Source organism: Dinoroseobacter sp. S76 (genome assembly GCF_049801095.1).
Classification (GTDB): domain Bacteria; phylum Pseudomonadota; class Alphaproteobacteria; order Rhodobacterales; family Rhodobacteraceae; genus Dinoroseobacter.
The window spans coordinates 446,543-470,259 of the sequence record NZ_JBNAGH010000003.1 but is presented as its reverse complement, the minus strand read 5'-3'; the positions used below and the strand labels follow the sequence as shown (position 1 = coordinate 470,259).

The window sequence follows — 23,717 nt, the reverse complement described above, 5'->3', positions numbered from 1 at the left end:
GGCGCGGGGGAGGCGCGCTCACTCCTCCGTTACCTCGGGGTTTTCGCGGCGCGCTTCAAGGGGGGCACGCAGAGCCGGGGCCAGAAGCGCCACCAGAAGCCCCAGTGCGAGCAGCAGCAGGAACGCGGTCGGGTAGTCGCTGCGCGCTGCGATGAAGCCGATCAGGGGCGGGCCGAGCAGCAAGCCGCCATACCCGATCAGGGCGACCTGGGCGATGGCGGTTCCCGGGGCAATGCGCGGGTCGGCCGCCGCCCGGGCGAAGGCGAGCGGCATGACGAGGGCCGCGCCGCACCCCATCACCGCGAAGCCCCCAAGCACGGGCAGACTGCCGGTGGCGGCCACCACGATCGCCGTGCCGAAGGCGAGGCAAAGCCCGGAGAGCCGCGTTGCCAGCACCGCCCCCAGCCGCGCGACGATCCAGCCACCGCTGAGCCGCACGATCACCATGGTGGTCGAGAAGGCCGCGAACCCGAGGGCGGCGATGGCTGGCGGGGCCTCGTTGACGATGCGCAGATAAACCGCGCTCCAATCCGCGACGGCGGCTTCGCTGAGCCCGGTGCCCCCGGCGATCAACCCCACCAGCAGGAGCGCGCCCGTGGGCAGGATCGGGCCGCGCGCGGGGGCGGTCCCTTGATCCGTTGCCCCGGTCGCCCGTGGGGTCGCGGGCCCCCGCAGGGCAAAGGGCACCGTCAGGATCCCCAGCGCCACCGCGACCAGCGTGAAATGCGCCAGCGGAGTGAGCCCGGCGGCCACGGCCAGCCCGCCCCCGGCGGCCCCCAGCCCGGCGCCGAGGCTGAACACCGCGTGAAGCTGCGGCAGGAGCGGTTTGCCGCGCGCGGTCTCCACCTCCGCCCCCCAGGCATTCATCGCCACATCCATCGCCCCGAAACAGGCGCCGAACACCAAAAGCGCCACCGCCAGCAAGATCGGATCCGGCGCCGCCGCCAGGGCGGGTAGGGCAAGGCAGTAGGCCACGGCGAGGATTTTGCTGAGCTGTTCCGGCCCCTGCCGGTCGATGATCCGTCCTGCAGCCGGGAAGGCGAGGATGGCGCCCCCAGCGAGACAGAGGAGCAGAACCCCGAGCGCATCGGGGCTCAGGGCGAAACGCTCCTTGAAGGCGGGGATGCGCGCGGCCCAGCTGCCAAAGAGCGCGCCGTTGAGCAGGAACAAGGCCAGGACAGCGTGGAGGGCGGGGCGCATGACAGGGTCTCCGGGACGAGTGTCCGGGACTGTAGGCCGCGCCCCGCGCGCCTTGTCAATTCAGCGCATCACGCCGCTGAAACCTTGCGTCACAACCGGCGTTCCGCGCAGGCTCGCCCCATGTCTCAGCCCGATCTCCGCCATCTCGCCCGGCCCGGCGCTCGCCTGACGGTCAAGGCCGTGCCGCGGTCCAAACGCCCCGGGATCGACCTCGAGGCCGACCCGATCCGCGTGCGGGTGACTGCGGCGCCGGAAAAGGGCCGCGCCACGGCGGCGGTCGCACGGCTGCTGGCTGACTCGCTGGGCATCGCGCCGGGGCGCTTGCGGTTGGTGCAGGGACAAACCCACCGGATCAAAGTGTTCGAAATCGCGCCCGAGTGAGGGCGTCAGGCGTCCTGACGCGTGGTCTCGCTCCGCTTGAGCCGGTACACCCCCTCGGGCAGATCGAGGGCTGCGCCCAGATCGTTCAACTGCGAAATCGACAGGGTGATGCGCAGGGTCTCTTCGGTGCGGGGATCATATTGCTCAATCGTGACGCATTCTTCGAACGCATGGACGATCACGTCTTCGGTCAGGGGCGTTTTGCCCTCATCCACCAAGGTCACGATCGTCGAATCAAAGTCGTGTTCGATTGTAAACATGGCTCAACTCTACTGCTGCACCGGTCCATTTCCAGATTTTTCTGCACCTGCATAACGGTGACGCTGGCGGTGGTACAAAATTGGCGCAAGCAGGCGGTCATAGACCAGGCAAGCGACCTGGCGGATACCGGGCAGGCCCACGACCCGCGCCAGCCAGCGATAGCGGGGCATGTCCTGCCAGAGAACGAGGAAGGCGGGAATGCCGCTGAGCATCTCACCGTTCTTGCGCAGATAGAGCCGTCGGGCAGCCTGATCCTGGGTCAGTCCCCAGGGATTGAGATCCGTCTGGTTCAGGTCCTCAAACTCAATGGGCAGAGAATTGTTCTCAGAGTAGCGCTCGTAATGGATGATCTCGAACCGGCAGACGGCGCATTCCGCGTTGTAAAGGACCGCGGTTTCCGGTGTCTCGTCGACGGGTTTGGGGGCTGGGTCAGGCATCTCGGGATCTCCCTTCGCGGCACGAGCTAGGGCGCGGGCAGCGGCGGCCAAGACCCAGTGACAGGCTTTCCGGGCGCCTGCGCGCGCACCACCGGGAGGACCCGCCTGTCCCGGGTGCAGCTGTGCAAAATGGCCCGAGTCTCGGGGTATTGTTGCCGAATCCCCCGGTTGCTGGGCCTGAATACGAGGCGTAAATCAGCAAGAGCCCGCGCGTCAGGGTTGCACCAGTCTGGCGTTGCGCGATGAAATGCCTATTTAGGCAGACGAGTATCGGTTCGGGAGGCAAGAGTGATGCGCATTTTCGGGATCCTGACGGTTCTGGCCCTCGCCGGGTGCAGCGTCGCTCCCTCAGCGCCCCGTGCCCCCTCTTCCCAGGCTACGGATGCGGCGACCCGTCTTTCGGTGGATCAGGCGGTTGCGAATTTCGATGCGGTTGTGCGCCGGGTGGAACCTGTCGCCGAAGCCCAGTGCCGGAGCCGGACGCGGAACACCAATTGCGATTTCCTGATCCAGGTGGATACCCGCCCGGGCCAGCCGGTCAACGCATTCCATACCCTGGACGCAGAGGGCAATCCGCTGATCGTGTTCACCGTGGCGCTGATCGCAGAGGCCCGCAATCAGGATGAGCTGGCCTTTGTCATGGGCCATGAGGCGGCCCACCATATCGCCGGGCATCTGGCCCAGACCGAGGCGAATGCCGGGCTCGGGGCGATTGTCTTTGGCACGCTTGCCTCGATCGCGACCTCGGGGGCCTCGGATTCCGTGCGCCAGGCGGCGGTTGAACAGGCGACCCAGGCCGGGGCCTTTGTGGGCGCGCGGACCTATAGCAAGCAAAACGAGCTCGAAGCCGATGCGCTCGGCACGGTAATCGCCGATGCGGCGGGCTATGATCCCTTGCGCGGCGCGGTGTTCTTCACCCGCATTCCGGACCCGGGTGATCAGTTTCTGGGCAGTCACCCGCCCAATGCGGCCCGAATTGAGGTCGTCCGGCAGGTCGCAGCCACGCTTTAGGGCAACGGGCGCGGCAGTTTGATCTGGCTCAAGGTCGGCAGCAGCGCGACCGGTCAGACTTCGGTCAGTGACAGGAGTCTGACGACATGCAAAACGATCGCGTTCTTCGCAAACATGCCAGCCTTGTGGACCGGATGTCGGACCATGTGGGCGTCGATCTCGAGGAAGCCGTCCTGCGTGGCGAGGTTTCGCCGGACCTGATCCCGGATCTCGTGCTGCGCTGCACCACCTGCACCAACCCTGAATCCTGTGCGCGTCTTCTGGAGACGACTGCCTCGCTCAAGACCGCGCCCAGCTACTGCAGAAACCGCGAAACCTTCGAGAAACTGCAGTAACGCCGCCAGACTGATCCGTCTCACAGGCGCGCAGACGCCAACCCGGGCTCGCCCGGGCTCGACCCATGGGGACCCGCATATGACCGCTGCTCTGAAACTTGCCCATTCCACCCAGGACTCGCCTTGCCCACAGAAACTGGGCGACACCACCGAGCATTTCTGGCTGATCCAGCGGATGGCCAAGACCTCGGGGCTCGATCTGGCCGAGGCCATGCATCAAGGCGCGCTCGATCAAGACGATTGGGCCGCCATGGTCAATCGCTGCCGCGGCTGCGCCTGGGCCGAGGGCTGCCATCGGTGGCTTGACGTGGTGGACCAGAAATCCGATAGCGCTCCGGAACCCTGCCTGAACCGGGCACGGATGACGGAGCTGAAGACGAAGATCGCCTAGCCGAGGCGGTTTTCGGGTCACCGGGAGGATTGATCATGGCGCCCAACGCGTTCCTGTTTCCGGGCGGCGCGGCTGTCCTCCTGGCGGCTTGCTCGATGCAACCGGCTCCTGTGCCGGACACGGAGCTGCCGCTCTTCGGCGGCTATCGCAGTGCCGAGGACGCCTGCCAGCGGGTGGGCGAGACCGCCGCCACCAACACCTATCTCGATGATGCCGCGGATCTCGTGGGATGCCCTGCGGGCAGCCCGGAGGCCGACAGCTTCGCTGCCGAGACCGGTGGGATCCTCCTGACCACTTTGGACGGCTATACGCTCTTTACCGTACCGCGGCGCTAGTCGCTTGTCTCTGTCCGGACCCAGTCGGCCAGCTCATCCGACATCCCGACCTCGGTCCATGTGATCGCTGGCAGGTCATAGGGATGGCCCTGCGCGATCAGCGCGGTGAGCGCCGGGCGGTGCCGCTCCAGCGTCTTGAAACTCAGGATCGCCTCGCTGTCCTCGCAGAGCGTGCCCTGCCACCAATAGAGGCTCGACAGGCCTGGCAGGATATTGGCGCAGGCCACAAGCCGCGCCGAGAGAGCGCGACGGCCCAGGAGCCGGGCGGTCTCCTCATCCGGGCAGGTCACGGACAGGTGCAGCGGGGTATCGGCGGGTCGTGCAGTCTCCGGCATGGGTGCCTCCGGTCAGGATAAGGCCTCGCGCAGACGCGGGGCAGGTCGGTCGGGGCCGGGGTAGGGGCCTAGATCGGGCGCCCCCAAAGATCATATTCCGAAGCTTCCTCCACCTCGACGGTCAGGATGTCGCCGGGGGAGAGCGCCTCGAACCCTTCGTCTATGAAGAGGTTGCCATCGATTTCCGGAGCATCTGCCTTGGTCCGGCAGGTCGCGGCCTCGGCATCCACCTCATCCACGATCACGTCAAGCGTCTGTCCGACCTTGGCGGCGAGCTTGGCTTCGGAGATGGCTTGCGCCTTCTCCATGAAGCGCTCCCACCGCTCATGCTTGACCTCTGCCGGGACGTGATCGGGCAGGGCGTTGGAGCGCGCGCCATCCACATTCTCGTATTGAAAGCAGCCCACACGGTCGAGCTGCGCCTCGTCGAGCCAGTCGAGCAGGGTTTCGAATTCCGCCTCGGTCTCACCGGGATAGCCGACGATGAAAGTCGAGCGCAGGGTGATCTCCGGGCAGATCTCGCGCCAGGCTGAGATCTCATCCAGAGTGCGGGCCGCCGCCGCTGGCCGGGCCATGCGTCGGAGCGTGTCGGGATGGGCGTGCTGGAAGGGGATGTCGAGATAAGGCAGCACCCGACCCTCGGCCATGAGCGGGATCAGGTCGCGCACATGGGGGTAGGGATAGACGTAATGCAACCGCACCCAGGCCCCGAGCGATCCCAGATCGCGCGCCAGATCGGTGATATGGGCGCGGTGGCCGCGATCCTCCGCATGGCGGATATCGACACCGTAAGCCGAGGTGTCCTGGCTGATCACCAGAAGCTCGCGCACCCCGGCCTCGACCAGCTTCTCCGCCTCGCGCAGCACCGCATGGGCGGGGCGGCTCGCCAGTTTGCCGCGCATATCCGGGATGATGCAGAACTTGCACTTGTGATTGCAGCCTTCGGAGATCTTCAGATAGCTGAAATGGCGCGGTGTCAGGCTGACCCCGGAGGCCGGCAGCAGGTCGATGAACGGGTCCGGGCTGGGTGGGACGGCCTTGTGAACCGCATCGAGCACCTGTTCGTATTGGTGCGGGCCGGTGACGGCGAGCACGCTCGGGTGATGGCCGGTGATATAGTCAGGCTCCGCCCCGAGACAGCCGGTCACGATCACGCGCCCATTTTCATTCAGCGCCTCGCCGATCGCCTCCAGGCTTTCGGCCTTGGCACTGTCCAGAAACCCGCAAGTGTTCACGATCACCGCCTCGGCTCCATTGTAATCCGGGCTGATCGCATAGCCCTCCGCGCGCAGGCGCGTCAGGATCCGTTCGCTATCCACCAAGGCCTTGGGGCAGCCGAGGCTGACCATGCCGATGGTGGGTTGTCCCGGGCGCGCAGCAGCGTCGAGCCGCATGGTCGGGGCGAGGTCCGGGCGAAGATCGGGCGGGTTCTGGGTCATGCGGGGGATATATGCCGGTCCGCGCTGGTCGGGAAGGGCTTGTTGACTGCGGGGGCTTTTCCGTGGTCAGGCGTGTTCTGCCTTACGTTAGGTCATTCCGGATCGCGGGGCCTTTTCTCGGCTTTTATCGTGCCGAGCGCACGGCAATTTGAATTGCGCGAACGGTTTCGTTGAACTTTGCCGATTGTTGCAGGCTGCATCTCCGTCGGAGAGTCAGTGCTGTAATAACGGTGTTAACCAAGAAAAACAAATTATTTTCAATCGCATAGTCGATCTTGGCCGGCTCTCCGCGCCGTTGTTTTGCCCAAAGCCAAGGCAGTCCCTGCACGGGTAACCAATCAACGAATAGTTTATTTTGATTTCTCCGAAAATCCTCATAAAGACAGCAAGTGTAGTATGAGTGGAGACAGTAATGAAATTCCTTGCAACCGCGATTGCCGGTGCCGTTCTGGCGGCCTCCGGCGCCCATGCCGCCAATATCGGCTTCGAAGAGTTCAACGCCGGTGACATCCTCAGCGGTCTGAACACGCTCGAAGTGGATGGGATCGGCTACGACATCAGTGTCAACAGCAATGGCGCCTTCGACATCGCCATGGTCTTTGACACGAACAACGCCTCGGGCGACGATGGCGACCTCGCCGCGCCGTTCAATGACGGCATGGGGGGCGTGAGCAACCCGGGCAATGTGCTGATCATTTCCGAGGATGGCGACAGCTCTGACCCCGATGACGAGGGGGCTGGCGGCTCGATCACCTTCGCTTTTGATTCCGCTGTGAACCTGCTGGGGTTCGAGGCCTATGACGACGTGACCCTGACCGTGTCCACCGATCAGGGCGACAGCGTGATGGTGAATGTGGGGGCGGACAACCAGTTCGCTGAAGTGACGACGAACTTCTTCAACGTCACCGAGATCACGTTTGACTTCGGCAACCAGTCCGGCGCCATCGACAATATCCAGGTCTCTGCCGTGCCGCTTCCGGCGCCCGCGCTGCTCCTGCTGGCCGGGATCGGCGGGCTGGGTGTTGCTGCGCGCCGCCGCAAGGCCGCCTGAGCCAGACCCAAGGTGGCCCACATGGGCCATCGATCACTGCAAAACAAAAGGCGCCTCGTGGGGCGCCTTTTTTCGTGGGTATGGGCTGTGCGCGTCCGCGCCGTCGTGTCAGCGACGGCGATCCCGCCGCGAGGACATGGGCTGGAACGCCACGCCCACATGGGCCTCGCAATAGGGCTTGCCCGCCTGCACCGGCAAGCCGCAGAACCAGAACTCATCCGTGGCCGGATCCCCAATCGGCCATTTGCAGGTCCGCTCGGTCAATTCCATCAGGTTCAGCTTTCGGGCTTTCTTTTCGACCTCGCGCACCGAAGCGAGCGCCTCGGGGCTGATCTCATTGGCCGAAGGTTGCGGCGGCAAGGGCTGGCCCGCGGGCACGATTGTTCGGCGCGGCGGGATCGGCGTTGCGGGAGCTTCGGCCGCCGGGCGCGCGGCAGGCTCCGCCTTGGGCGCAGCATTCGCAGGTTCCGGCGTCGGCGCCTTGGCCGCTGGCTTGGCAGGCTTCGGCGCGGCTTCTGCGGTCTCGCGCGGGGCTGGCTCCGCTGGTTTGCTCGCAGCACTGCCGCCCCCGCCATTGCGATTCGACAGACCCAGCCGGTGCACCTTGCCGATCACCGCATTGCGCGTCACACCGCCCAGCTCTTTTGCGATCTGGCTGGCACTCTTGCCTTCGCCCCACATCGTCTTGAGTATTTCAACGCGCTCGTCAGTCCAGGACATATCCACCTCGGGTATGCACAAAGGACGGGGTCGGGCCGAATGACCCAACCCCGCCCCTTGGAGTTTTCCAATCTCCCTCTATTTTAGCCACCGCATCCGAGGATACAAGGACCCGCGACCTGCAACCGCAACGCGACAGGCCCCTGACGCGCAGAAAGGACCCCGATGAAGACGACACCTGATATGGGGACGCGCCGATTTGGCCGCGTGAACTGGCTCGGCGTGGCCACTCTGGCCGAGCGCGAGATGCGCCGCTTCATGGCCGTCTGGACCCAGACCGTGGCCGGGCCACTGGTCACGGCGGGGCTGTTCATCCTGATCTTCAACCTCGCCATTGGTCCCCGGCGCGGCGAGGTGATGGGCGTGCCCTTCATGCATTTCCTGGCGCCGGGAATCCTGATGATGACGGTGATCCAGAACGCCTTTGCCAACACCTCGAGCTCGATCATGGTGGCCAAGGTGCAGGGCAATATCGTCGACACGCTGATGCCGCCTCTTTCGGCGGCAGAGCTTGTCGCGGGCTATGTCATCGGCGGGATCGGGCGCGGGCTGCTCGTTGGTGTCGTGATCCTTTTGGCCATGGTCCTGCTCCTGGGGATCAGCGTCGCGCATCCCCTTTGGGTCCTGGTCTTTGTCCTGCTCGGAGCGACGGTGCTCGGCGGGCTCGGCATGATCGCGGCGATCTATGCCAACAAATTCGACCAGATGGCGGCAATCACCAATTTCGTCATCACACCGCTCAGCTTCCTCTCTGGCACCTTCTATTCGCTCGAGGCGCTGCCCCCGCTCATGCAGACCCTCAGCCATATCAACCCGATGTTCTATATGATCGACGGGGTGCGCTACGGGGTGCTCGGCGTCTCCGACAGCTCGCCCTGGCTGGGGCTCGCGGTCTGCGCCAGTGTGGCCCTCGCGATTTTGGTGACCTGCTGGGCCTTCTTCCGCTCGGGCTATCGCCTGAAACCGTGATCGCCAGATGATTGAGATTTCCTGCAAATCAAGCTAGTCTTAAGGCTCCGGGAGGTATCAGACCCCCAAGGGCGGCTCCCGGTGCGAGGCAGAGCAACTTAATGGCAGGTGAGCAGAATGCGCACGGCACTATTTGGACTATGCATGACTTTGGCTCTGGGCAGCGTGACAGGCGTCACCGCACTGTCCCTGAGCAGCACAGCGGCACAGGCGGGCTCGATCGAGCGGGCCTGCATGTCGTCGGGACGGCGCGCGGCCAATGGCGCGCTTTGCGGCTGTATCCAGAATATCGCGAATATGACGCTCAGCGGATCTGACCAGCGCAAGGCGGCGAAGTTCTTCGCCGAACCCCATCGCGCGCAGGAGATCCGCCAATCGGATCGCGCCTCGGACGAGAAATTCTGGGATCGTTACCGCGAGTTCGGGGCAGTTGCTCAGAACGCCTGCGGCTAGGCGAGGCGCGCCAGCAACCCGCGCGAGGCGTCCGAGAGCATGTCGAACACCTCCGGGAAGTTGTCCTCGTAATAGGGATCGGGCACCTCATAGGGGCCCGCCCCACTCCGTTCGCTGAGAAAGAGCGCGACGGGCGTTTCATTGCCCGCGGGACGCAGCGCCTCGAGATTGGCGATATTGCTGCGATCCATCCCATAGATCAGGTCAAACCGGGTGAAGTCCTCCGGCGTGACCTGACGAGCGCGCAACCCGCTCAGGTCGATCCCCCGGCGGCGCGCCTCGGCTACGGCCCGGCCATCGGGTGGGCCACCCACATGCCAGTTCGACGTTCCCGCGCTGTCACAGGTGACATCCGCGCCCACCGCCTCGGCCAGATGCCGAAACACTCCCTCGGCTGTGGGCGAGCGGCAGATATTGCCAAGACAAACGAAGAGAATGGAAACACTCATGGACAATCGCGCGCGGCGCCCCTTTGCTAGCTCCCGGAGAGGGTAGCGAAGGGAGCAGCCATGCCCAAGCGGATTGTCATTCTGAGCGGCGCAGGTCTGTCCGCGGAAAGCGGGCTCGGGACCTTTCGCGACAAGGATGGGCTCTGGACCAAATACGACCTCTCCGAAGTGGCCACACCGGAAGGGTTCGCCATGGACCCGGCCAAGGTCCACGGGTTCTACAACGCCCGCCGCGCCAATTGTCTTGAAGCACAGCCCAATGCCGCCCATGAGGCCCTATCCCAGCTTCAGGCGGCCTGGGGCGCCGATCTCACTCTCGTGACCCAAAACGTGGATGACCTCTTGGAACGGGCGGGCGCGCGGGAGGTGATCCACATGCATGGCGAGCTGACCAGCGCGCTCTGCGCTTCCTGCGGCCACCGCTGGACCGCGCCGCGGGCGATGGACCCTGCGGACCCATGTCCGGCCTGTGCCCAGCCCGCCACGCGCCCGGATATCGTCTGGTTTGGCGAGATCCCCTACCACATGGAAGCGATCGAGACCGCCCTCCAAATGGCGGAGCTCTTCGTCTCCATCGGCACGAGCGGTGAGGTCTATCCCGCGGCCGGTTTCGTCCAAGAGGCACGCATCGTGGGCATCCCGACCCTCGAGCTGAACCTCGAACCCTCCTCCGGCAGCGGGCTCTTCACGGATGCCCGCTACGGTCCGGCGACCGAGATCGTCCCGGCCTGGGTCGCGGAGTTGCTGGAGGGGAGCTCGGGCTCCTCTTAAGTCTTCAAATACCCTCGCCGAAGGCAGCGCGCCCCGCGCGCTACTCCGCGCGCGGCAGATCCACCGCGATCCGTTGGAGCAAGGTCCCATCCAAGCTGTCAAAGATCAGGATCTCATCGCCTGCTACCACAGCGGTCCAGCCCTGGCCGAACGTCACCGCCTCCGCTGCCACCCCGTCTGGCAACGCGATCGCACTCGGCAGAACGGGGGCCACGGGCGCTTTCAAACGGATGACAAGCAAGGCAATTACCGTTACGACCCCGGCAATCATCACGACCGTCAAGACGGTCACCAACCGCCGCAGGAACCGCAGATTGGCCGGTTCCGGCAGGTCCGGGCCGGGTTCGGCCCCCGAATTGGACGGGTCATCGCGCATGTCAGGCACCTTTGAGGCCAGCGAGGAAATTACGGTAGAGGTCCAGGCCGACCCGCCGTCCCGACTTGATAAGGCCCTCGCGCGGGATGTGCCAGAGGGGCGCGGCCTGTCGCGCTCGCGTCTCGTCAAGCTGATCGAGGGCGGGGATGTGCGGCGCGGGGCAGAGGTGCTCGCGAGCCCCAAGGCGCGGGTGGCCGAGGGCGATGTGTTGACCCTGCGGCTCGGCGCACCGGAGGAGGTCGCGCTCCTGCCCGAAGCGATCCCGCTCGAGGTGGTCCATGAGGATGCAGAGCTGATCGTGGTCAACAAGCCTGCGGGCGTGGTGGTTCACCCCGCCCCGGGCAGCCCGTCGGGAACGCTGGTCAACGCGCTCTTGCACCATTGCGGCGACAGCCTCTCGGGGATCGGCGGCGAGAAGCGTCCGGGCATCGTCCACCGGATCGACAAGGAGACCTCGGGCCTTCTGGTCGTGGCGAAATCCGACCGCGCCCATCAGGGGCTCGCGGCGCAATTCGCCGCCCATAGCGTGGACCGGATTTATGACGCGCTGGTCTATGGCGTGCCGGAGGCGTCGGACCCCCGCTTGCGCGGTCTGCCCATGGTTCGGTTCGAGCCCGGCGGCGTGATGTGCTTGCGCGCACCCATTGCGCGCCACCGCACAGATCGCCAGAAACAGGCGGTCGTGGCCGAGGGGCAGGGCCGTCACGCGGTCACCCGCGCCCGGGTCGAGGCGCGGTTCGGCGCGCCTGCCGGTGCCGCCCATCTGGCCTGTTGGCTTGAGACCGGGCGCACGCATCAGATCCGCGTTCATCTGGCCCATATCGGCCATGCCCTGATCGGGGATCCGGTCTATGGTGGGCGTAAGCGGCTGTCTACAAAGAGCTTTCAGAAAAGCGCTTTGGAGGCCGTCGACCAATTCCCGCGGCAGGCGCTACATGCGCGAACCCTTGGATTCGTCCACCCTGTCACCGGCGAGACCTTGTCCTTCGCCGCCCCAATGCCCGCAGATATGGCCGATCTCCTGACCGCGCTCAGCGCCTGAATTGCGATTGTTACAGGGCTGCACAAGCCGGTGACATCCGGTTTCATGGGCTCGCCCTGACCCGGTCACCGGGTCATATTGCCTGCCAAGCAAGCGGCGTGCCCCTTGAATAATGTTCACGTCGTTAACATATCACCCTGCAAGCGGGCGGGACCCGCGCTGAGACGACACGGAGGCGACCATGGCATCTTATACCAATCTTCCAGCCCCATCCCCGGAGCAGGGTCTGAACCGTTATTTGCAGGAAATCCGCAAATTCCCGATGCTGGAGCCCGAGCAGGAATACATGCTTGCCAAAAGCTGGGTCGAAAACGAGGACACGGATGCGGCGCACCAGATGGTGACGTCTCACCTGCGTCTCGCGGCCAAGATCGCCATGGGCTATCGCGGCTATGGGCTGCCCCAGGCCGAGGTGATTTCCGAGGCGAATGTGGGCCTGATGCAGGCCGTGAAGCGGTTCGACCCGGAAAAAGGCTTTCGCCTTGCGACCTATGCCATGTGGTGGATCCGCGCCTCGATCCAGGAATACATCCTGCGCTCCTGGTCGCTTGTGAAGCTCGGCACAACCTCGGCCCAGAAGAAGCTCTTCTTCAACCTGCGCAAAGCCAAGAACCGGATCGGCGCGCTGGAGGATGGCGATCTGCGCCCGGAAAACGTCGCCCGCATCGCTAATGACTTGAACGTCACCGAGGACGAGGTGATCTCCATGAACCGGCGTCTGTCCGGGGGCGATGCTTCGCTGAACGCGATGATTGGCTCCGATGGCGAGGGCGCCACCGAGTGGCAGGACTGGCTTGAGGATGAAGACGCGGATCAGGCCGGGGATCTGGCCGAAAAAAACGAGATGACCGTCCGCCGGGAGCTTCTGGCCGAAGCCATGGCCGTGCTCAATGACCGCGAGAAGGACATCCTCATGAAGCGGCGGCTGGAGGATAAACCCTCCACCCTCGAAGAGCTCTCCGAGGTCTATGAGGTCAGCCGCGAGCGGATCCGCCAGATCGAGGTCCGCGCCTTTGAGAAGCTGCAAAAGGCCATGCGTGAGCTGGCCCGTGAAAAAGGCCTGATGGCCGGGGCCGACTGAGCCTTTCCCTCCTGCCATGCCCCGGTTTAGGGTCGCGGCAGGAGGATCACCTATGACGACACCACTCCGCTGGGGCATACTCGGAGCCGCCAATTTCGCGCGCAACCAGATGGGTCCGGCCATCCATGCAGCCAAGGGATCGACTCTGGCCGCTTTGGCCACGCGCGACCCGGCCAAGGCCGCGCCCTTTGCTGCCTTTGCGCCGGGGTTGCGGGTGCATGGCGACTATGACGCCCTGCTCGCCGATCCTGAGATCGACGCGGTCTATATCCCGCTGCCGCACCCGATGCATGTGCCCTGGTCCATCAAGGCGCTGGAGGCGGGCAAGCATGTGCTGGCCGAGAAGCCGATTGCCATGAAAGCCGACGAGATCGATCCGCTGATCGCCTTGCGCGACAAGACCGGGCTCCATTGCGCTGAGGCTTACATGATCGTCCACCACCCGCAGTGGCAGCGGGCCCGTGCGCTCCTGCGGGACGGGGCCATTGGCCAGCTGGTCCATGTGGAGGGGATCTTCACCTATGACAATCGCGGCGATCCCGGGAACATCCGCAACACGGCCGGGCAGGGCGGTGGCGGGATCCCGGATATCGGCGTCTACACTTATGGCTGCACCCGCTGGATGACCGGGCAGGAGCCCGAAGAGATCACCCATGCGGATATCACCTGGGAGAACGGGGTCGACGTCATCGCCCGGGTCTCTGCGCGCTTTGCGGGTTTCACGGCCCATTGGGTCAATTCCATGCGCATGGCGCCGTTTCAGGACATGGTGTTCCATGGGGAAGAGGGGGTTCTGCGCCTGACCGCACCCTTCAACGCCCAGATCTTTGGCGAGGCCCGGCTTGAGCTTCACCGGATGAGCGCGGGCGGCGGAGCAGGCCATTCCGTCACGGTTGAGCGGTTCCCGGCTGCGGCGCAATATGTCGAACAGGTCGAGGCCTTTGGCCGGACCGTGACCGAGGGCGCGGCCTATCCCTGGACGCTCGAGGATGCGCGCGGCACGCAAGCCATGATCGATGCGGTCTACGCCGCGGCGGGCTGAGACGGGCCGGGTGGTGCAGCCGGGCCATGGGGCGTTGACAGCCGCCCCTGGCCTGCGCTCCTCTGGGGCCGAGAAAGAGGACAGAACATGGTCGAGAACACGACGCCGAATGACGAAGACAAGGTAACCGGGCGTCTCCATGGCGAGCAGCCGGATCCGGGCGATCCGGACGGGCTCTTCCTGCGGCTGATTTACATGGTGCTGATCGCGCTGATGATCAGCCTGGCGCAGACGGTGCTGACCTTCGTGACGGTCCTGCAATTCGTGATCCTGCTGGTGAACAACAAGCAGCCGAATGAGCGGATCGCCGAATTCGGTACGGATCTCGGGATCTGGATCGCCAAGGCCGCGCGTTACCAGACGGCGGCCTCCGAGGTGAAGCCCTGGCCCTGGACGGAGCTCGACTGAGTTCGGTCGCTGGCGCGGCCCGGGAGCGCGGTGCGCGGGCTCAGTGCAAGGTGGTACGACCGAATGGAAGGCTCTCCATGCGAGCTCTATGTTCTGTCATGAGTTCGGTCACCCGGTTCGGCATCCAATAGCGCCGGGCAAAGCGAAAGGGACTGCAAATGAAAACAAATCCTCGTTTCTCCGCCGTCCTTGTCGCGCTGGCAATCGGTGTCGTCGCCAGCCCAAGTCAAGCGCAGGATTTTAACAAGGGGCGCGTCGCGGCCCTGAACGGCGACTATGGCATCGCTCTGCAAGAGTGGCGTCCTTTGGCAGAACAAGGCGATGCACAGGCACAATACTTCCTGGCATTACTGTATATCGGCGGCCACGGCGTGCCGCAGGACTATGCAGAGGCAGCGAAATGGTATCGTTTGGCTGCGGACCAGGGCTATTCAGATGCGCAGTACGGTTTGGGGGTTATGCATTACAGGGGCGAAGGTGCCCCGCAAGACTTTGTAGCGGCGGCGCGCTTGTACCTGTCGGCTGCGGAGCAAGGGCATCCATCGGCGCAATACAACCTGGCTCTGATGTTGTCCGAAGGGCGAGGCCTTCCGCGCGATGCATTTCAGGCTTTCACGTGGTGTCGCAAGGCAGCAGAACAGGGCCTTCCCGGAGCGCAAACACGGCTCGCGCTGATGTACTACCACGGCCAAGGTGTCGAGCAGGATTTTGCCGAAGCGTTTCAATGGAACCGCAGGGCTGCGGAAGCTGGTGTGGCCACCGCGCAAAACAATCTCGCCGTTATGTATTCCTACGGGCAGGGCGTCCCGCAGGATCAGGCCGAAGCATTTCGGTGGTACCTTATGGCTGCAGAACAGGGGTTCTCACACGCTCAGTTTGCGCTTGCGCAGATGTATGATCGCGGTGTGGGCGTCATTCAGGACCGCGTTTACGCACATATGTGGACCAGCATCGCGGTGTCCCAAGGCGTCCGTGGCAGTCGGGCATTGGCTGAGCAGTTGGCGCAGCAGATGCTTGCAGAAGACATCTCGAAAGCGGAGCAACTTGCACGAGAGTGCGTTGCCAAAGGCTACAAGGGCTGCTGACAAAGGCGGCGCGCTGCTTTGGAGGCGCGGGGCTCTCGGGCTGTCTCGCCCTCTGAGCACCCGTGCCGGTTGGGCGGGTTGGCTCATCACACTAGGTACCTGCGTAGCAAGCACAGGAGCCAGCCCATGTCCGACACCCCGATCATCGCTCAGAAAGCCCCCTATCCCGTCGAGGTGACCGCCGGGAAGACCTATTTCTGGTGCACCTGCGGCCGCTCGGACAGCCAGCCTTTTTGCGACGGCTCCCACAAGGAGACCGGGTTCGCCCCTATGAAATACGAGGCAGAGGCGGACAAGACGCTGTTCTTTTGCGGTTGCAAGGCGACCGGAAACGCGCCGCTTTGTGACGGGGCCCATAACAAACTCTGACCGGGTTGACGGGGGCGCGCGAAACCGCGTCTGCTTGGCCGTGACCGGATGAAAAACGGCGCCTGCCCCTTGTTCAATGGGGTTTCGGCTGTGGTCGTGCTGCTTCATCCTTGCGCCTTGTGGGACGACCGACAATGAGGCGGCTGCCATCTCCGAGGCCATCGTCACAAGTATGGAGACCGCCGAGATCAATCGCGAGTTCAAGGACAGCCAGGATTTCGACCGCATCGCTGAGGAGGCGGTTGCGGGGATGGACCCCTCTGGCCTTGAAGCACTGACCCAGTAGAGACCGAAAGGGCCCGGGATGGAGAACATGAAGCTGGCCGTGCAAACGGCCCTGTCGAATTACGCCACGTTTACCGGGCGCACCGGGCGTCCGGCGTTTTGGTGGTGGGCCCTGTCAGTCTTCCTGCTTTTCGCGGTGTTGAACTTGCTCGATGCCTATTTCGTCGCGCCGCTGCTCGGGTTTGACGCGGCTGTAGAGAATGCAGTCCATCCCCTCGCATTGCTGGCCAGTCTCGCCCTGTTCCTGCCAAATGTTTCGCTCGGGATGCGGCGGCTCCATGACACCGGGCGGAGCGGTTGGTGGCTCCTGCTCGGCGCCCTCCCGGTGATCGGTGGTCTGGTGTTGATCTATTTCTACGTTCAGCCAAGTGACGAGGGCGAGAATGCCTATGGCCCACAGCCGGTCTGGCCTCCTGCCGCGCCGTGAGCATTAACGCCATGGCATCCTTTCCGCGCGATAAGGGCGCATGGCGGATCCCTACTTCTCCGAGATCAAGTATCTGGGCGGGCGTGACCTCGATTTCATCGAGGTTGCGGTTGATCAGGGTGCGGATATCTCGGAGCTGGTGGTCACGATTTACCTGCCCGATGGCACGATCCGGTCCAGCAACCCGCTAGAGGGGCTTGAGCCGACCCAGAGCGGTGGCAGCGATGTCTATATCATCGATACCACTACGCAGGACACGTTCAACGGGCTGGGCAAGACCAATGCGCTGTCGCTCTCTGACGGGTCGGGGGTGCACGCCTTCTATTCCTTCAATGACCGCTCAAACCCGATCACCGCGGTGGAGGGGCCCGCCGCCGGGATGACCTCGACCCAGATCGGGAAGGCGGGCGGGGGCCACTCGCTGGAGACGGAGGATCGCGGCGCGAGCTATCAGGTGCAGACCGACCCGAACCCGGGCACGATCACCTGCCTGACCCGAGGCACGCGGGTGCAGACACCGGACGGGCCGGTCGCGGTCGAAGACCTCCGCCCGGGGCAGTTGATCTGCGCCTATGGCGGGGGCGCGCAGCCGCTGGTCTCGGTATTGTGCCGGACCGTGTCTGCTGCGCAGATGCGCCGGGCGCCGAACCTCTACCCGGTCCGGATCGCGGCGGGCGCTCTGGGTGCCGGGCGGCCCGAGCGGGACCTTCTCGTGTCGCGCCAACATCGGATGCTGATCGCGTCCCCGATCGTAAAGCGGATGTTCTCCGTGGCGGAGGTGCTTGTGGCGGCGATCCGTCTGATCCGCCTGCCGGGGATTTCTGTGGATAGGTCCCTGCGGGAGGTCACCTATTTCCACCTGCTCTTTGAGCGGCATGAGGTGATCTTTGCCGAAGGCTGCCCAACCGAGAGCCTGTTTCTCGGGCCCGAGGCGCTTAAGGCACTGGATCCCGCAGCGCGCGCCGAATTGCAGGCGCTCTTTCCAGACGCAATGATTGGCACTGGCTGCCCCGGTCGGGTGATCCCTCCCGGGGCGCAGCAGAACCGTCTGATCGCGCGGCACGCGGCGAACCGCAAACCGCTCCTGCAAGGGGAGGAGGGGAGGCTTTAGTCCTCCATCGCCTCCAGCTCGTCGATCATGCCGGAGATCATGCTCAGCCCCTTGTCCCAGAAGGCCGGGTCCGAGGCATCGAGCCCGAAGGGCGCCAGCAGCTCCTTGTGATGCTTGGACCCACCGGCCTTGAGCATCTCGAAATACTTGGCCTGGAACTCGGGATCGCCTTCCTCGTAGACGGCATAGAGCGCGTTCACGAGCCCGTCGCCAAAGGCATAGGCGTAGACATAGAAGGGCGAGTGGACGAAATGGGGGATATAGGCCCAGAAGGTCTCATATCCGTCCATGAACTCGAAGACCGGGCCGAGGCTCTCGCCCTGCACGCTCATCCACAGCTCACCGATTTCCTCGGGCGTCAGCTCGCCGTTCTTGCGCGCATCGTGGAGCTTGCACTCGAAATCATAGAAGGCGATCTGGCGCACGACCGTGTTGATCATGTCCTCGACCTTGCCCGCGAGCAGGGTCTTGCGGGTGGTCTTGTCCGGCGCCGCGTCCAGCAGCTTGCGGAAGGTCAGCATCTCGCCAAAGACCGAGGCGGTCTCCGCCAGGGTCAGAGGCGTGGAGCTCAGCAGCTCCCCCTGACCGGCGGCCAGCACCTGGTGCACCCCATGGCCCAGCTCATGGGCGAGGGTCATGACATCCCGCGGTTTGCCGAGATAGTTCAGCATCACATAGGGGTGCACCTCGGCCACGGTCGGGTGCGCAAAGGCCCCGGGCGCCTTGCCCGGCTTCACGCCCGCATCGATCCAGCCCTTGGTAAAGAACGGCTCGGCGATCCGCGCCATCTCCGGATCAAAGGCGCCATAGGCCTCGAGCACGGTCGACTTCGCCTCGTCCCAATCCACGAGCCGCGTGTCTTCCTGGGGCAGGGGGGCGTTGCGATCCCAGACCTGCATCTTGTCGAGCCCCATCCACTTGGCCTTCAGCGCGTAATAGCGGTGGCTCAGCTTGGGATAGGCGGCAACCACGGCATTGCGCAGCGCCTCGACCACTTCGGGTTCCACATGGTTGCTCAGGTGACGCCCGGCCTGGGGGCTGGGCAGCCCGCGCCAGCGGTCGTTGATCTCTTTCTCCTTGGCGAGCGTATTATGCACCCGGGCGAAGAGCTTGATCTGTCCGCCAAACTGGCTGGCGAGCTCGCGGGCCGCCGCCTCGCGCTTCTCCCGGTCCGGCTCGGACAGGAAGTTCAGCGTGCCCTCGATATTATAAGCCTCGCCATCAACCTCGAACATCATGCCCGCGATGGTCTCGTCAAAGAGCCGGTTCCACGCCGCGGCCCCGACGGTCGAGGTGTCGTGCAGGTATTTCTCCAGCTCATCGCTCAGCTGATAGGGCTTCATGGCGCGCAGACGGTCAAAGATCGGCTTGTAGCGCGCGAGATCCGGGTTCTGGTCAAAGAGCCCGTCGAGCTGCTCATCCGGGATACGGTTGATCTCAAGCGTATAGAACACCAGCGGCGTGGTGAAAGTCGTGATCTTGTCCTGGGCATCGGCCATGAACTTGGCCCGCTCGCCATCGGTGGTGTTCTGGTAGTAGCGCAGACCGGCAAAGGACATGATCCGCCCGGCGACGCTGTCGATCCGCTCGTAGCGCTGCACGCAGGTCAGCAGCCCCGACGCATCGAGATCGGCGAGCTTGCCCTCATAATCCGCCGCAAAGTCGCGGCAGGCGGCTTCGAGCCAGTCCATGTCGCGCTTGAGTTCCGCCGCGTCTTCGGCCGTATAGAGATCGCTCAGATCCCAGACCGGCAGATCCCCGAGGTTCTTGCCTCCGCTCTCGGCTGCGGCATCGCGCAACGGGGTCGGCATCGGGAAGGGAAGGGGCAGGCTCTGCATGGGATGTCCTCTTATCTGGTTGGACAAGAGGTAAGGCGGGAGGGGTGGAGGCTCAAGCCGGGAGGTCGATTTTACGGAGCGCGCGGGGGTAAAGAGACCGGCATCGCGCCGGGCGCGGGGCGGCCGAGGTTGATCAGCCTTCTGCAGGCCCCCGGACAAGGCGGCGCAAGCAGATGTCAAAGGGCCGGGTCAGGACCGGCGGGCCAGCGGAGCGGAGACGCCATAGACGCCCGCGCCGACGGCGGGGTTGCGAATAGTCTCCACGAGGAAGCGCGCGAGGCCGCGCCGCGAGACCGAAGATCCATCCTGGGGCAGGGCCTCCACCGACGCGCGGTAGCCCGTCTCCGCCGCATCGGTCAGGAACCCGCAGCGCGCGATGGTCAGGTCGAGCCCCGCGCGCTGCAAGGTCGCCTCCATGCGGGTGGCGCTTTGCACGACATTGTGGACCAAAGCCGTCAAGAGCCGGTCGATCAGGCGCCCGCTTGGAAAAAGCAGCGCGGTTGAGGTCACCGCGACGCTGGTCAGCCCAGCGGTTTGTGCCGCCTCCACGATCGCCTCGGCGGATCGCCAATAGATCGCAGTGGCATGGCGTGTGGGGCGACGCCCCCCGAGGGTCGAGATCACCGCATCTTGCCCGCGAAAGACCCGCGTCAACACGGTCGGGTCACAGGGGTCGCCGATCACGACGGTCAAACGCTCATGATCGAAGGTCAGGCGGCTGGCCTCTGACCGGACCACGGCGGTCACATGGTCCCCTGCCGCCAGTGCATTGCGCACCACATGTCCTCCGGTTCGGCCATTCGCGCCGAGCACAACAAGCTTCATTCCGGTCCCCTCTTCATAGGTCAGCGGGCCCCATGTCGGGCGCCGATGTCTCTGTCAGAGGTGGATGTAGTTCATACGCATATGCTGGTTAAATTGCGTAAAAGTGTTTCTCAAGCATACGAAAATCGCATACATGAGCCGCCATGGAGTTTGACTGGGATCACGCAAAAACCTTTTTCGCGGTGGTGGAGGAAGGCTCTCTGTCCGGGGCCGCGCGCGCGCTCGGCCAGACGCAACCCACGATCAGCCGCCAGATCGCCGCGTTGGAGGCCGCGCTGAACGCGACCCTCTTCGAGCGGACCGGGCGGTCGGTGATGCTGACACCCTTTGGTGCCGACCTGCTGGACCATGTCCAGGCCATGGCACGGGGGGCGGATCTGGTCTCCCTCGCGGCCATGGGTCAATCCCGCTCGATCGAGGGGCAGGTGCGGATCACCGCAGCCGAGCTGGTCTCGGCGCTGGTTCTGCCTGCGCTTCTGACGGAGATATCCGTGCAAGCGCCGCGTCTGGAGATCGATATCGTGGCGGATAACGGCATCCGCGATCTGGTGCGGCGCGAGGCGGATATCGCGATCCGTCATGCCCGGCCGGAGCAGCCGAACCTCTATGCCAAGCGCCTGCGGGACGAGAGCATGCAGTTCTGCGCCAGTCCGCGCTATCTGGAGAGCGCGGGCCACCCGACGCCGCAGACCCTGTCAGCGCATCAGATTGTCAGCTTCGTGGATGCGGATCGTCTGCTCAGCTATCTGGTGCCGGCGGGGATGCCCCTGTCCCGGGCGAATATCCGCTACACCGCCTCGTCCCAATATGTCGCGCTGGAGATGGCGCGTGCGGGACTGGGGATCGCGATCCTGCCGACACATGCGATCGCCGCCTGCCCGGATCTGCGCCCGGTTCTGACCGAGATCGAGGCGTTCAAGCTGCCGACCTGGCTCGTTACCCATAGCGAGCTGAAAACCAGCCGCCGCATCCGCTTGGTCTTTGACCTGCTGGCCGAGCGGTTGTCGTGATCTCTCGGCCCTAGAACTCGGTCAGAAACCGCTCGACCGACACGCCATTGCCGAAATCGACCGGGCCCCCGTCGAAACGCGAGATCTGTGCGGGTTGCTCGATGAAGCTCAGCACGGCGCCCACGCAGGAGACCAGCACGGAAACCGGTTCGCGCGGGCAGTTCTTGAACCGGGGATCCTTGGCGATCTGCTCTTGCGTGATCTCTCCGCTCTGGATCGCCACGAAGGCGGTTTGCGGTGTGATCGCGGCAATCACGTCGCCCTGGGTCGCGGCGAGCACCGACTGGGGGATATCCTCCCCGAGCCGTTCGCGGAGGGTCTCGTTCGCCCAGTCCCGCGCAGAGGCAATTAGCGGATCGGTGGAGATGAACTCGGGCGTGGATGCCACGGAGAGGGCAAGCTCGAACTCCTTGTCCTGTTGCGCGGCCTCTTGCTGGTAACTGCCGACAAACAGGCCGATCATGCCGACAAGGATTGGCACGAAGAGAAGCTTTCCGATGATCTCCAGCTTGTCCCAAATGTCTTTTTGCGCGCTCATGCTGCCCCCCAATTGCCCGTGCCCCGTCTCGCAGAGCCCGAAGTATAGACGCGGCCTGCCTCGGGCAGAAAGGCCGCTCCGCTCGGACATCTCTGCCGGGCTGCTCGGTGGAGCGAGTGTTGGGTCCAGTCTTCCGATCACAATTTGCCTGAGCCCATCGCGCCGGCGCGGGCATTCGCTAGAGTGCAGGTCTGGAATGGGGAGGGACATATCATGGAGACACGGGAAGTCGGACGGACAGGTCTCAGGATCGACACGTTGGGCGTCGGGGGCGCGCCGCTGGGCGGAAACTTCGTCGATCTCGAGGACAGTCAGGCCGCCGCGCTGATCCGGGCGGCGCGGGATGCAGGGCTCCGCTATTTCGATACGGCGCCGTGGTACGGGTTCGGGCGGTCCGAGCGCGTCATGGGCGATGGCCTGCGCGGCAAGGATTATGTGCTCTCGGACAAGGTCGGTCGGTTGCTGAAGCCGGGGGCGGTCGAGAACCCCATGGAGTTCGGGATGGTCGATCCGCTGCCATTCCACGTGATCTATGATTACAGCTATGACGGCATCATGCGCGCCTTTGAGGACAACCTGCACCGTCTGGGGCTGGATCGCATCGATATCCTGCTGGTGCATGACATCGGCGAGATGACCCATGGCGCGGAGAATGCCCGCCATTTCCGCGACCTCACCGAAAGCGGCTATCGCGCCATGGACGAGTTGCGCGGATCCGGGGCGGTCAAGGCGATCGGGATCGGTGTGAATGAGAACGCCGCCTGCGCCGCCGCGTTGGAGATCGGGTCCTGGGACGTGTTTCTTCTGGCGGGTCGGTACACGCTGCTGGAACAGACGGCGCTCGACACCCTTTTTCCCGCCTGTGAGGCTGCGGGGACAACGATCATCTGCGGCGGGCCGTTCAATTCGGGCATCCTTGCCGGGCGCGATACGTGGAACTATGCCAAGGCTCCGGCGGATGTCATGGCAAAGGCCCGGCGTCTCGCCGATGAGGCCGATGCGTTCGGCATCCCGCTGGCCGCGGCGGCGCTGCAGTTCCCGCTGGGCCATCCGCTTGTGACGTCGGTGATCCCGGGGCCACGGGACGTCACGGAATTGCAGCAGATCATCGCGTGGTTCGACATGCCCATCCCGACGGCCTTCTGGGAGAGTTTGCAGGCCAAGGGGCTTCTGGCCGAAGGCGCGCCAGTGCCCGGGGGCGGGGCCTAGGGACAGGGGGGCGGTCGTGTTCCGCCGGTTTGCGCGGGCGGCCTAATAAACGCCCATGCTGATCCCGGCCCCCATGGCCGCCCCGAGATCCCGGCACAGGGACAGCTCTGCCTCGGGGATGGTTTTCTCTGCAAGAATCGCCTCGGGCGTCTGCGCATGGGTGCAAATGATCAGCGGTGGTTGAACCTCCCGCAGGCGCCACCCTTTGGCAATGCGCGCCGTCTGTCTGGCGGCATTCTCCCCATCGGATCCGGCGCAGACCATCTGCGCATAGGGGCGCCCTTCGATCTCGCCAAGCAGCGGATAGTAGCAGCGGTCGAAGAAGTCCTTCATCACCCCCGAGAGCGCGGCGAGGTTTTCCGGCGCGCAGAACAGAAATCCCGCCGCGTCGCGTAGGTCTTCAGGCTCTGCGGAGGAAGCGGGAATGAGCCGCGTGTCGATCTCGCCGCGGGCGGCCTCTGCCGCCGCCTCGGCCATCTGTCGGCTGCCGCCGGTGCGCGAGTGATAGACAATGATCAAACCAGCCATGGGCC

At 64.6% G+C, this 23,717-nt stretch carries 32 protein-coding genes; 20 read left to right on the top strand and 12 right to left on the bottom strand.

Going from position 1 to position 23,717, the window contains the following annotated elements; all coding sequences use genetic code 11:
* Window positions 1-18: 18 nt before the first annotated feature.
* A complete protein-coding gene (locus tag ACP153_RS11855) occupies window positions 19-1,200 on the bottom strand; it encodes an MFS transporter (RefSeq protein ID WP_424971198.1) in 1,182 nt (393 codons plus the stop codon).
* A 120-nt stretch (window positions 1,201-1,320) separates the two neighbouring features.
* Between ACP153_RS11855 and ACP153_RS11850 the strand changes: the two genes are divergently transcribed.
* The gene (locus tag ACP153_RS11850) at window positions 1,321-1,581 is read left to right on the top strand and encodes a DUF167 domain-containing protein (RefSeq protein WP_424971197.1); all 261 of its coding nucleotides are present in this window, start codon (window positions 1,321-1,323) and stop codon (window positions 1,579-1,581) included.
* 5 nt (window positions 1,582-1,586) lie between these two features.
* Here the strand turns inward: ACP153_RS11850 and ACP153_RS11845 are convergent, their stop codons facing one another.
* Window positions 1,587-1,841, bottom strand: a complete 255-nt coding sequence (locus ACP153_RS11845; RefSeq protein WP_424971196.1) for a hypothetical protein — start codon at window positions 1,839-1,841, stop codon at window positions 1,587-1,589.
* A 9-nt stretch (window positions 1,842-1,850) separates the two neighbouring features.
* Window positions 1,851-2,279, bottom strand: coding sequence for a thiol-disulfide oxidoreductase DCC family protein (locus ACP153_RS11840; protein WP_424971195.1), 429 nt, complete (start codon window positions 2,277-2,279; stop codon window positions 1,851-1,853).
* 291 nt (window positions 2,280-2,570) lie between these two features.
* Between ACP153_RS11840 and ACP153_RS11835 the strand changes: the two genes are divergently transcribed.
* The 4 genes from ACP153_RS11835 to ACP153_RS11820 all read left to right on the top strand — a co-directional run bounded on the left by ACP153_RS11835 (window position 2,571) and on the right by ACP153_RS11820 (window position 4,351).
* Window positions 2,571-3,290 carry a M48 family metalloprotease gene (locus ACP153_RS11835; protein ID WP_424971194.1) on the top strand — a complete coding sequence of 240 codons (720 nt, stop codon included), beginning with the start codon at window positions 2,571-2,573 and terminating at the stop codon, window positions 3,288-3,290.
* 86 nt (window positions 3,291-3,376) lie between these two features.
* Window positions 3,377-3,625 carry a DUF6455 family protein gene (locus tag ACP153_RS11830; protein ID WP_424971193.1) on the top strand — a complete coding sequence of 83 codons (249 nt, stop codon included), beginning with the start codon at window positions 3,377-3,379 and terminating at the stop codon, window positions 3,623-3,625.
* Window positions 3,626-3,704: 79 nt separating this feature from the next.
* A complete protein-coding gene (locus ACP153_RS11825; protein WP_424971192.1) occupies window positions 3,705-4,016 on the top strand; it encodes a DUF6455 family protein in 312 nt (103 codons plus the stop codon).
* 35 nt (window positions 4,017-4,051) lie between these two features.
* Window positions 4,052-4,351, top strand: coding sequence for a hypothetical protein (locus ACP153_RS11820; protein ID WP_424971191.1), 300 nt, complete (start codon window positions 4,052-4,054; stop codon window positions 4,349-4,351).
* Here ACP153_RS11820 and cutA read toward each other — a convergent pair.
* Together cutA and rimO are read right to left on the bottom strand one after the other, a co-directional pair.
* Window positions 4,348-4,686 (bottom strand): divalent-cation tolerance protein CutA, encoded by a 339-nt coding sequence (gene cutA, locus ACP153_RS11815; protein ID WP_424971190.1) that lies wholly within the window; start codon window positions 4,684-4,686, stop codon window positions 4,348-4,350. The two genes, ACP153_RS11820 and cutA, sit on opposite strands and share 4 nt — an antisense overlap.
* A 68-nt stretch (window positions 4,687-4,754) precedes the next feature.
* Window positions 4,755-6,125, bottom strand: coding sequence for a 30S ribosomal protein S12 methylthiotransferase RimO (gene rimO, locus ACP153_RS11810; protein WP_424971189.1), 1,371 nt, complete (start codon window positions 6,123-6,125; stop codon window positions 4,755-4,757).
* Between the two features lie 412 nt (window positions 6,126-6,537).
* Here rimO and ACP153_RS11805 point away from each other — a divergent pair, with 412 nt between their 5' ends.
* Window positions 6,538-7,176, top strand: coding sequence for a VPLPA-CTERM sorting domain-containing protein (locus tag ACP153_RS11805; RefSeq protein WP_424971188.1), 639 nt, complete (start codon window positions 6,538-6,540; stop codon window positions 7,174-7,176).
* 108 nt (window positions 7,177-7,284) lie between these two features.
* Here ACP153_RS11805 and ACP153_RS11800 read toward each other — a convergent pair whose 3' ends face one another.
* Window positions 7,285-7,896, bottom strand: a complete 612-nt coding sequence (locus tag ACP153_RS11800; protein WP_424971187.1) for a GcrA family cell cycle regulator — start codon at window positions 7,894-7,896, stop codon at window positions 7,285-7,287.
* Between the two features lie 165 nt (window positions 7,897-8,061).
* On the opposite strand from ACP153_RS11800, the gene ACP153_RS11795 reads away from it, so the two are divergent.
* Window positions 8,062-8,865: an ABC transporter permease gene (locus ACP153_RS11795; RefSeq protein ID WP_424971186.1), complete on the top strand. Its 804-nt coding sequence runs from the start codon at window positions 8,062-8,064 to the stop codon at window positions 8,863-8,865.
* A 144-nt stretch (window positions 8,866-9,009) separates the two neighbouring features.
* Complete coding sequence (locus ACP153_RS11790; RefSeq protein ID WP_424971185.1) at window positions 9,010-9,318, top strand: hypothetical protein; 309 nt, start codon at window positions 9,010-9,012, stop codon at window positions 9,316-9,318.
* Here the strand turns inward: ACP153_RS11790 and ACP153_RS11785 are convergent.
* A complete protein-coding gene (locus tag ACP153_RS11785) occupies window positions 9,315-9,767 on the bottom strand; it encodes a low molecular weight protein-tyrosine-phosphatase (RefSeq protein WP_424971184.1) in 453 nt (150 codons plus the stop codon). The genes ACP153_RS11790 and ACP153_RS11785 overlap by 4 nt on opposite strands.
* Before the next feature lie 60 nt (window positions 9,768-9,827).
* Between ACP153_RS11785 and ACP153_RS11780 the strand changes: the two genes are divergently transcribed.
* Window positions 9,828-10,538: an NAD-dependent deacylase gene (locus tag ACP153_RS11780; RefSeq protein ID WP_424971183.1), complete on the top strand. Its 711-nt coding sequence runs from the start codon at window positions 9,828-9,830 to the stop codon at window positions 10,536-10,538.
* 40 nt (window positions 10,539-10,578) lie between these two features.
* Here the strand turns inward: ACP153_RS11780 and ACP153_RS11775 are convergent, their stop codons facing one another.
* A complete protein-coding gene (locus tag ACP153_RS11775; protein ID WP_424971182.1) occupies window positions 10,579-10,914 on the bottom strand; it encodes a DUF6476 family protein in 336 nt (111 codons plus the stop codon).
* On the opposite strand from ACP153_RS11775, the gene ACP153_RS11770 reads away from it, so the two are divergent.
* The 9 genes from ACP153_RS11770 to ACP153_RS11730 all read left to right on the top strand — a co-directional run bounded on the left by ACP153_RS11770 (window position 10,913) and on the right by ACP153_RS11730 (window position 17,764).
* Window positions 10,913-11,956 (top strand): RluA family pseudouridine synthase, encoded by a 1,044-nt coding sequence (locus ACP153_RS11770; RefSeq protein ID WP_424971181.1) that lies wholly within the window; start codon window positions 10,913-10,915, stop codon window positions 11,954-11,956. The two genes, ACP153_RS11775 and ACP153_RS11770, sit on opposite strands and share 2 nt — an antisense overlap.
* Before the next feature lie 181 nt (window positions 11,957-12,137).
* Window positions 12,138-13,037 carry an RNA polymerase sigma factor RpoH gene (gene rpoH, locus ACP153_RS11765; protein WP_424971180.1) on the top strand — a complete coding sequence of 300 codons (900 nt, stop codon included), beginning with the start codon at window positions 12,138-12,140 and terminating at the stop codon, window positions 13,035-13,037.
* A gap of 52 nt (window positions 13,038-13,089) precedes the next feature.
* Window positions 13,090-14,079, top strand: coding sequence for a Gfo/Idh/MocA family protein (locus tag ACP153_RS11760; protein ID WP_424971179.1), 990 nt, complete (start codon window positions 13,090-13,092; stop codon window positions 14,077-14,079).
* An 87-nt stretch (window positions 14,080-14,166) separates the two neighbouring features.
* Window positions 14,167-14,487, top strand: coding sequence for a DUF4389 domain-containing protein (locus ACP153_RS11755; RefSeq protein WP_424971178.1), 321 nt, complete (start codon window positions 14,167-14,169; stop codon window positions 14,485-14,487).
* 158 nt (window positions 14,488-14,645) lie between these two features.
* Window positions 14,646-15,572, top strand: coding sequence for an SEL1-like repeat protein (locus tag ACP153_RS11750; RefSeq protein WP_424971177.1), 927 nt, complete (start codon window positions 14,646-14,648; stop codon window positions 15,570-15,572).
* A gap of 126 nt (window positions 15,573-15,698) precedes the next feature.
* Window positions 15,699-15,941, top strand: a complete 243-nt coding sequence (locus tag ACP153_RS11745; protein ID WP_424971176.1) for a CDGSH iron-sulfur domain-containing protein — start codon at window positions 15,699-15,701, stop codon at window positions 15,939-15,941.
* Between the two features lie 76 nt (window positions 15,942-16,017).
* Window positions 16,018-16,227, top strand: coding sequence for a hypothetical protein (locus tag ACP153_RS11740; RefSeq protein ID WP_424971175.1), 210 nt, complete (start codon window positions 16,018-16,020; stop codon window positions 16,225-16,227).
* 18 nt (window positions 16,228-16,245) lie between these two features.
* Window positions 16,246-16,653: a DUF805 domain-containing protein gene (locus ACP153_RS11735; protein ID WP_424971174.1), complete on the top strand. Its 408-nt coding sequence runs from the start codon at window positions 16,246-16,248 to the stop codon at window positions 16,651-16,653.
* Between the two features lie 40 nt (window positions 16,654-16,693).
* On the top strand, window positions 16,694-17,764 hold the full coding sequence (locus tag ACP153_RS11730; protein ID WP_424971173.1) for a Hint domain-containing protein: 1,071 nt from the start codon (window positions 16,694-16,696) through the stop codon (window positions 17,762-17,764).
* Here ACP153_RS11730 and ACP153_RS11725 read toward each other — a convergent pair.
* Both ACP153_RS11725 and ACP153_RS11720 read right to left on the bottom strand, forming a co-directional pair.
* A complete protein-coding gene (locus ACP153_RS11725) occupies window positions 17,761-19,602 on the bottom strand; it encodes a M3 family oligoendopeptidase (RefSeq protein WP_424971172.1) in 1,842 nt (613 codons plus the stop codon). The genes ACP153_RS11730 and ACP153_RS11725 overlap by 4 nt on opposite strands.
* Window positions 19,603-19,791: 189 nt before the next feature.
* Window positions 19,792-20,427 carry an NAD(P)-dependent oxidoreductase gene (locus ACP153_RS11720; RefSeq protein ID WP_424971171.1) on the bottom strand — a complete coding sequence of 212 codons (636 nt, stop codon included), beginning with the start codon at window positions 20,425-20,427 and terminating at the stop codon, window positions 19,792-19,794.
* Between the two features lie 143 nt (window positions 20,428-20,570).
* Here ACP153_RS11720 and ACP153_RS11715 point away from each other — a divergent pair, with 143 nt between their 5' ends.
* On the top strand, window positions 20,571-21,437 hold the full coding sequence (locus ACP153_RS11715) for a LysR family transcriptional regulator (RefSeq protein ID WP_424971170.1): 867 nt from the start codon (window positions 20,571-20,573) through the stop codon (window positions 21,435-21,437).
* A 10-nt stretch (window positions 21,438-21,447) separates the two neighbouring features.
* Here the strand turns inward: ACP153_RS11715 and ACP153_RS11710 are convergent, their stop codons facing one another.
* Window positions 21,448-21,975 (bottom strand): hypothetical protein, encoded by a 528-nt coding sequence (locus ACP153_RS11710; protein WP_424971169.1) that lies wholly within the window; start codon window positions 21,973-21,975, stop codon window positions 21,448-21,450.
* A gap of 213 nt (window positions 21,976-22,188) precedes the next feature.
* Here ACP153_RS11710 and ACP153_RS11705 point away from each other — a divergent pair, with 213 nt between their 5' ends.
* Window positions 22,189-23,184: an aldo/keto reductase gene (locus tag ACP153_RS11705; RefSeq protein WP_424971168.1), complete on the top strand. Its 996-nt coding sequence runs from the start codon at window positions 22,189-22,191 to the stop codon at window positions 23,182-23,184.
* 42 nt (window positions 23,185-23,226) lie between these two features.
* On the opposite strand, the gene ACP153_RS11700 is transcribed toward ACP153_RS11705, so the two are convergent.
* Window positions 23,227-23,712, bottom strand: coding sequence for a flavodoxin family protein (locus ACP153_RS11700; RefSeq protein ID WP_424971167.1), 486 nt, complete (start codon window positions 23,710-23,712; stop codon window positions 23,227-23,229).
* Window positions 23,713-23,717: the final 5 nt, after the last annotated feature.

What these genes read in the sequence shown, in the direction of transcription:
- ACP153_RS11855 (WP_424971198.1), bottom strand. Translation starts at nt 1,200, where the DNA reads ATGCGCCCCGCCCTCCACGCTGTCCTGGCCTTGTTCCTGCTCAACGGC.
- ACP153_RS11850 (WP_424971197.1), top strand. Translation starts at nt 1,321, where the DNA reads ATGTCTCAGCCCGATCTCCGCCATCTCGCCCGGCCCGGCGCTCGCCTG.
- ACP153_RS11845 (WP_424971196.1), bottom strand. Translation starts at nt 1,841, where the DNA reads ATGTTTACAATCGAACACGACTTTGATTCGACGATCGTGACCTTGGTG.
- ACP153_RS11840 (WP_424971195.1), bottom strand. Translation starts at nt 2,279, where the DNA reads ATGCCTGACCCAGCCCCCAAACCCGTCGACGAGACACCGGAAACCGCG.
- ACP153_RS11835 (WP_424971194.1), top strand. Translation starts at nt 2,571, where the DNA reads ATGCGCATTTTCGGGATCCTGACGGTTCTGGCCCTCGCCGGGTGCAGC.
- ACP153_RS11830 (WP_424971193.1), top strand. Translation starts at nt 3,377, where the DNA reads ATGCAAAACGATCGCGTTCTTCGCAAACATGCCAGCCTTGTGGACCGG.
- ACP153_RS11825 (WP_424971192.1), top strand. Translation starts at nt 3,705, where the DNA reads ATGACCGCTGCTCTGAAACTTGCCCATTCCACCCAGGACTCGCCTTGC.
- ACP153_RS11820 (WP_424971191.1), top strand. Translation starts at nt 4,052, where the DNA reads ATGGCGCCCAACGCGTTCCTGTTTCCGGGCGGCGCGGCTGTCCTCCTG.
- cutA (WP_424971190.1), bottom strand. Translation starts at nt 4,686, where the DNA reads ATGCCGGAGACTGCACGACCCGCCGATACCCCGCTGCACCTGTCCGTG.
- rimO (WP_424971189.1), bottom strand. Translation starts at nt 6,125, where the DNA reads ATGACCCAGAACCCGCCCGATCTTCGCCCGGACCTCGCCCCGACCATG.
- ACP153_RS11805 (WP_424971188.1), top strand. Translation starts at nt 6,538, where the DNA reads ATGAAATTCCTTGCAACCGCGATTGCCGGTGCCGTTCTGGCGGCCTCC.
- ACP153_RS11800 (WP_424971187.1), bottom strand. Translation starts at nt 7,896, where the DNA reads ATGTCCTGGACTGACGAGCGCGTTGAAATACTCAAGACGATGTGGGGC.
- ACP153_RS11795 (WP_424971186.1), top strand. Translation starts at nt 8,062, where the DNA reads ATGAAGACGACACCTGATATGGGGACGCGCCGATTTGGCCGCGTGAAC.
- ACP153_RS11790 (WP_424971185.1), top strand. Translation starts at nt 9,010, where the DNA reads ATGACTTTGGCTCTGGGCAGCGTGACAGGCGTCACCGCACTGTCCCTG.
- ACP153_RS11785 (WP_424971184.1), bottom strand. Translation starts at nt 9,767, where the DNA reads ATGAGTGTTTCCATTCTCTTCGTTTGTCTTGGCAATATCTGCCGCTCG.
- ACP153_RS11780 (WP_424971183.1), top strand. Translation starts at nt 9,828, where the DNA reads ATGCCCAAGCGGATTGTCATTCTGAGCGGCGCAGGTCTGTCCGCGGAA.
- ACP153_RS11770 (WP_424971181.1), top strand. Translation starts at nt 10,913, where the DNA reads ATGTCAGGCACCTTTGAGGCCAGCGAGGAAATTACGGTAGAGGTCCAG.
- ACP153_RS11775 (WP_424971182.1), bottom strand. Translation starts at nt 10,914, where the DNA reads ATGCGCGATGACCCGTCCAATTCGGGGGCCGAACCCGGCCCGGACCTG.
- rpoH (WP_424971180.1), top strand. Translation starts at nt 12,138, where the DNA reads ATGGCATCTTATACCAATCTTCCAGCCCCATCCCCGGAGCAGGGTCTG.
- ACP153_RS11760 (WP_424971179.1), top strand. Translation starts at nt 13,090, where the DNA reads ATGACGACACCACTCCGCTGGGGCATACTCGGAGCCGCCAATTTCGCG.
- ACP153_RS11755 (WP_424971178.1), top strand. Translation starts at nt 14,167, where the DNA reads ATGGTCGAGAACACGACGCCGAATGACGAAGACAAGGTAACCGGGCGT.
- ACP153_RS11750 (WP_424971177.1), top strand. Translation starts at nt 14,646, where the DNA reads ATGAAAACAAATCCTCGTTTCTCCGCCGTCCTTGTCGCGCTGGCAATC.
- ACP153_RS11745 (WP_424971176.1), top strand. Translation starts at nt 15,699, where the DNA reads ATGTCCGACACCCCGATCATCGCTCAGAAAGCCCCCTATCCCGTCGAG.
- ACP153_RS11740 (WP_424971175.1), top strand. Translation starts at nt 16,018, where the DNA reads ATGGGGTTTCGGCTGTGGTCGTGCTGCTTCATCCTTGCGCCTTGTGGG.
- ACP153_RS11735 (WP_424971174.1), top strand. Translation starts at nt 16,246, where the DNA reads ATGGAGAACATGAAGCTGGCCGTGCAAACGGCCCTGTCGAATTACGCC.
- ACP153_RS11730 (WP_424971173.1), top strand. Translation starts at nt 16,694, where the DNA reads ATGGCGGATCCCTACTTCTCCGAGATCAAGTATCTGGGCGGGCGTGAC.
- ACP153_RS11725 (WP_424971172.1), bottom strand. Translation starts at nt 19,602, where the DNA reads ATGCAGAGCCTGCCCCTTCCCTTCCCGATGCCGACCCCGTTGCGCGAT.
- ACP153_RS11720 (WP_424971171.1), bottom strand. Translation starts at nt 20,427, where the DNA reads ATGAAGCTTGTTGTGCTCGGCGCGAATGGCCGAACCGGAGGACATGTG.
- ACP153_RS11715 (WP_424971170.1), top strand. Translation starts at nt 20,571, where the DNA reads ATGGAGTTTGACTGGGATCACGCAAAAACCTTTTTCGCGGTGGTGGAG.
- ACP153_RS11710 (WP_424971169.1), bottom strand. Translation starts at nt 21,975, where the DNA reads ATGAGCGCGCAAAAAGACATTTGGGACAAGCTGGAGATCATCGGAAAG.
- ACP153_RS11705 (WP_424971168.1), top strand. Translation starts at nt 22,189, where the DNA reads ATGGAGACACGGGAAGTCGGACGGACAGGTCTCAGGATCGACACGTTG.
- ACP153_RS11700 (WP_424971167.1), bottom strand. Translation starts at nt 23,712, where the DNA reads ATGGCTGGTTTGATCATTGTCTATCACTCGCGCACCGGCGGCAGCCGA.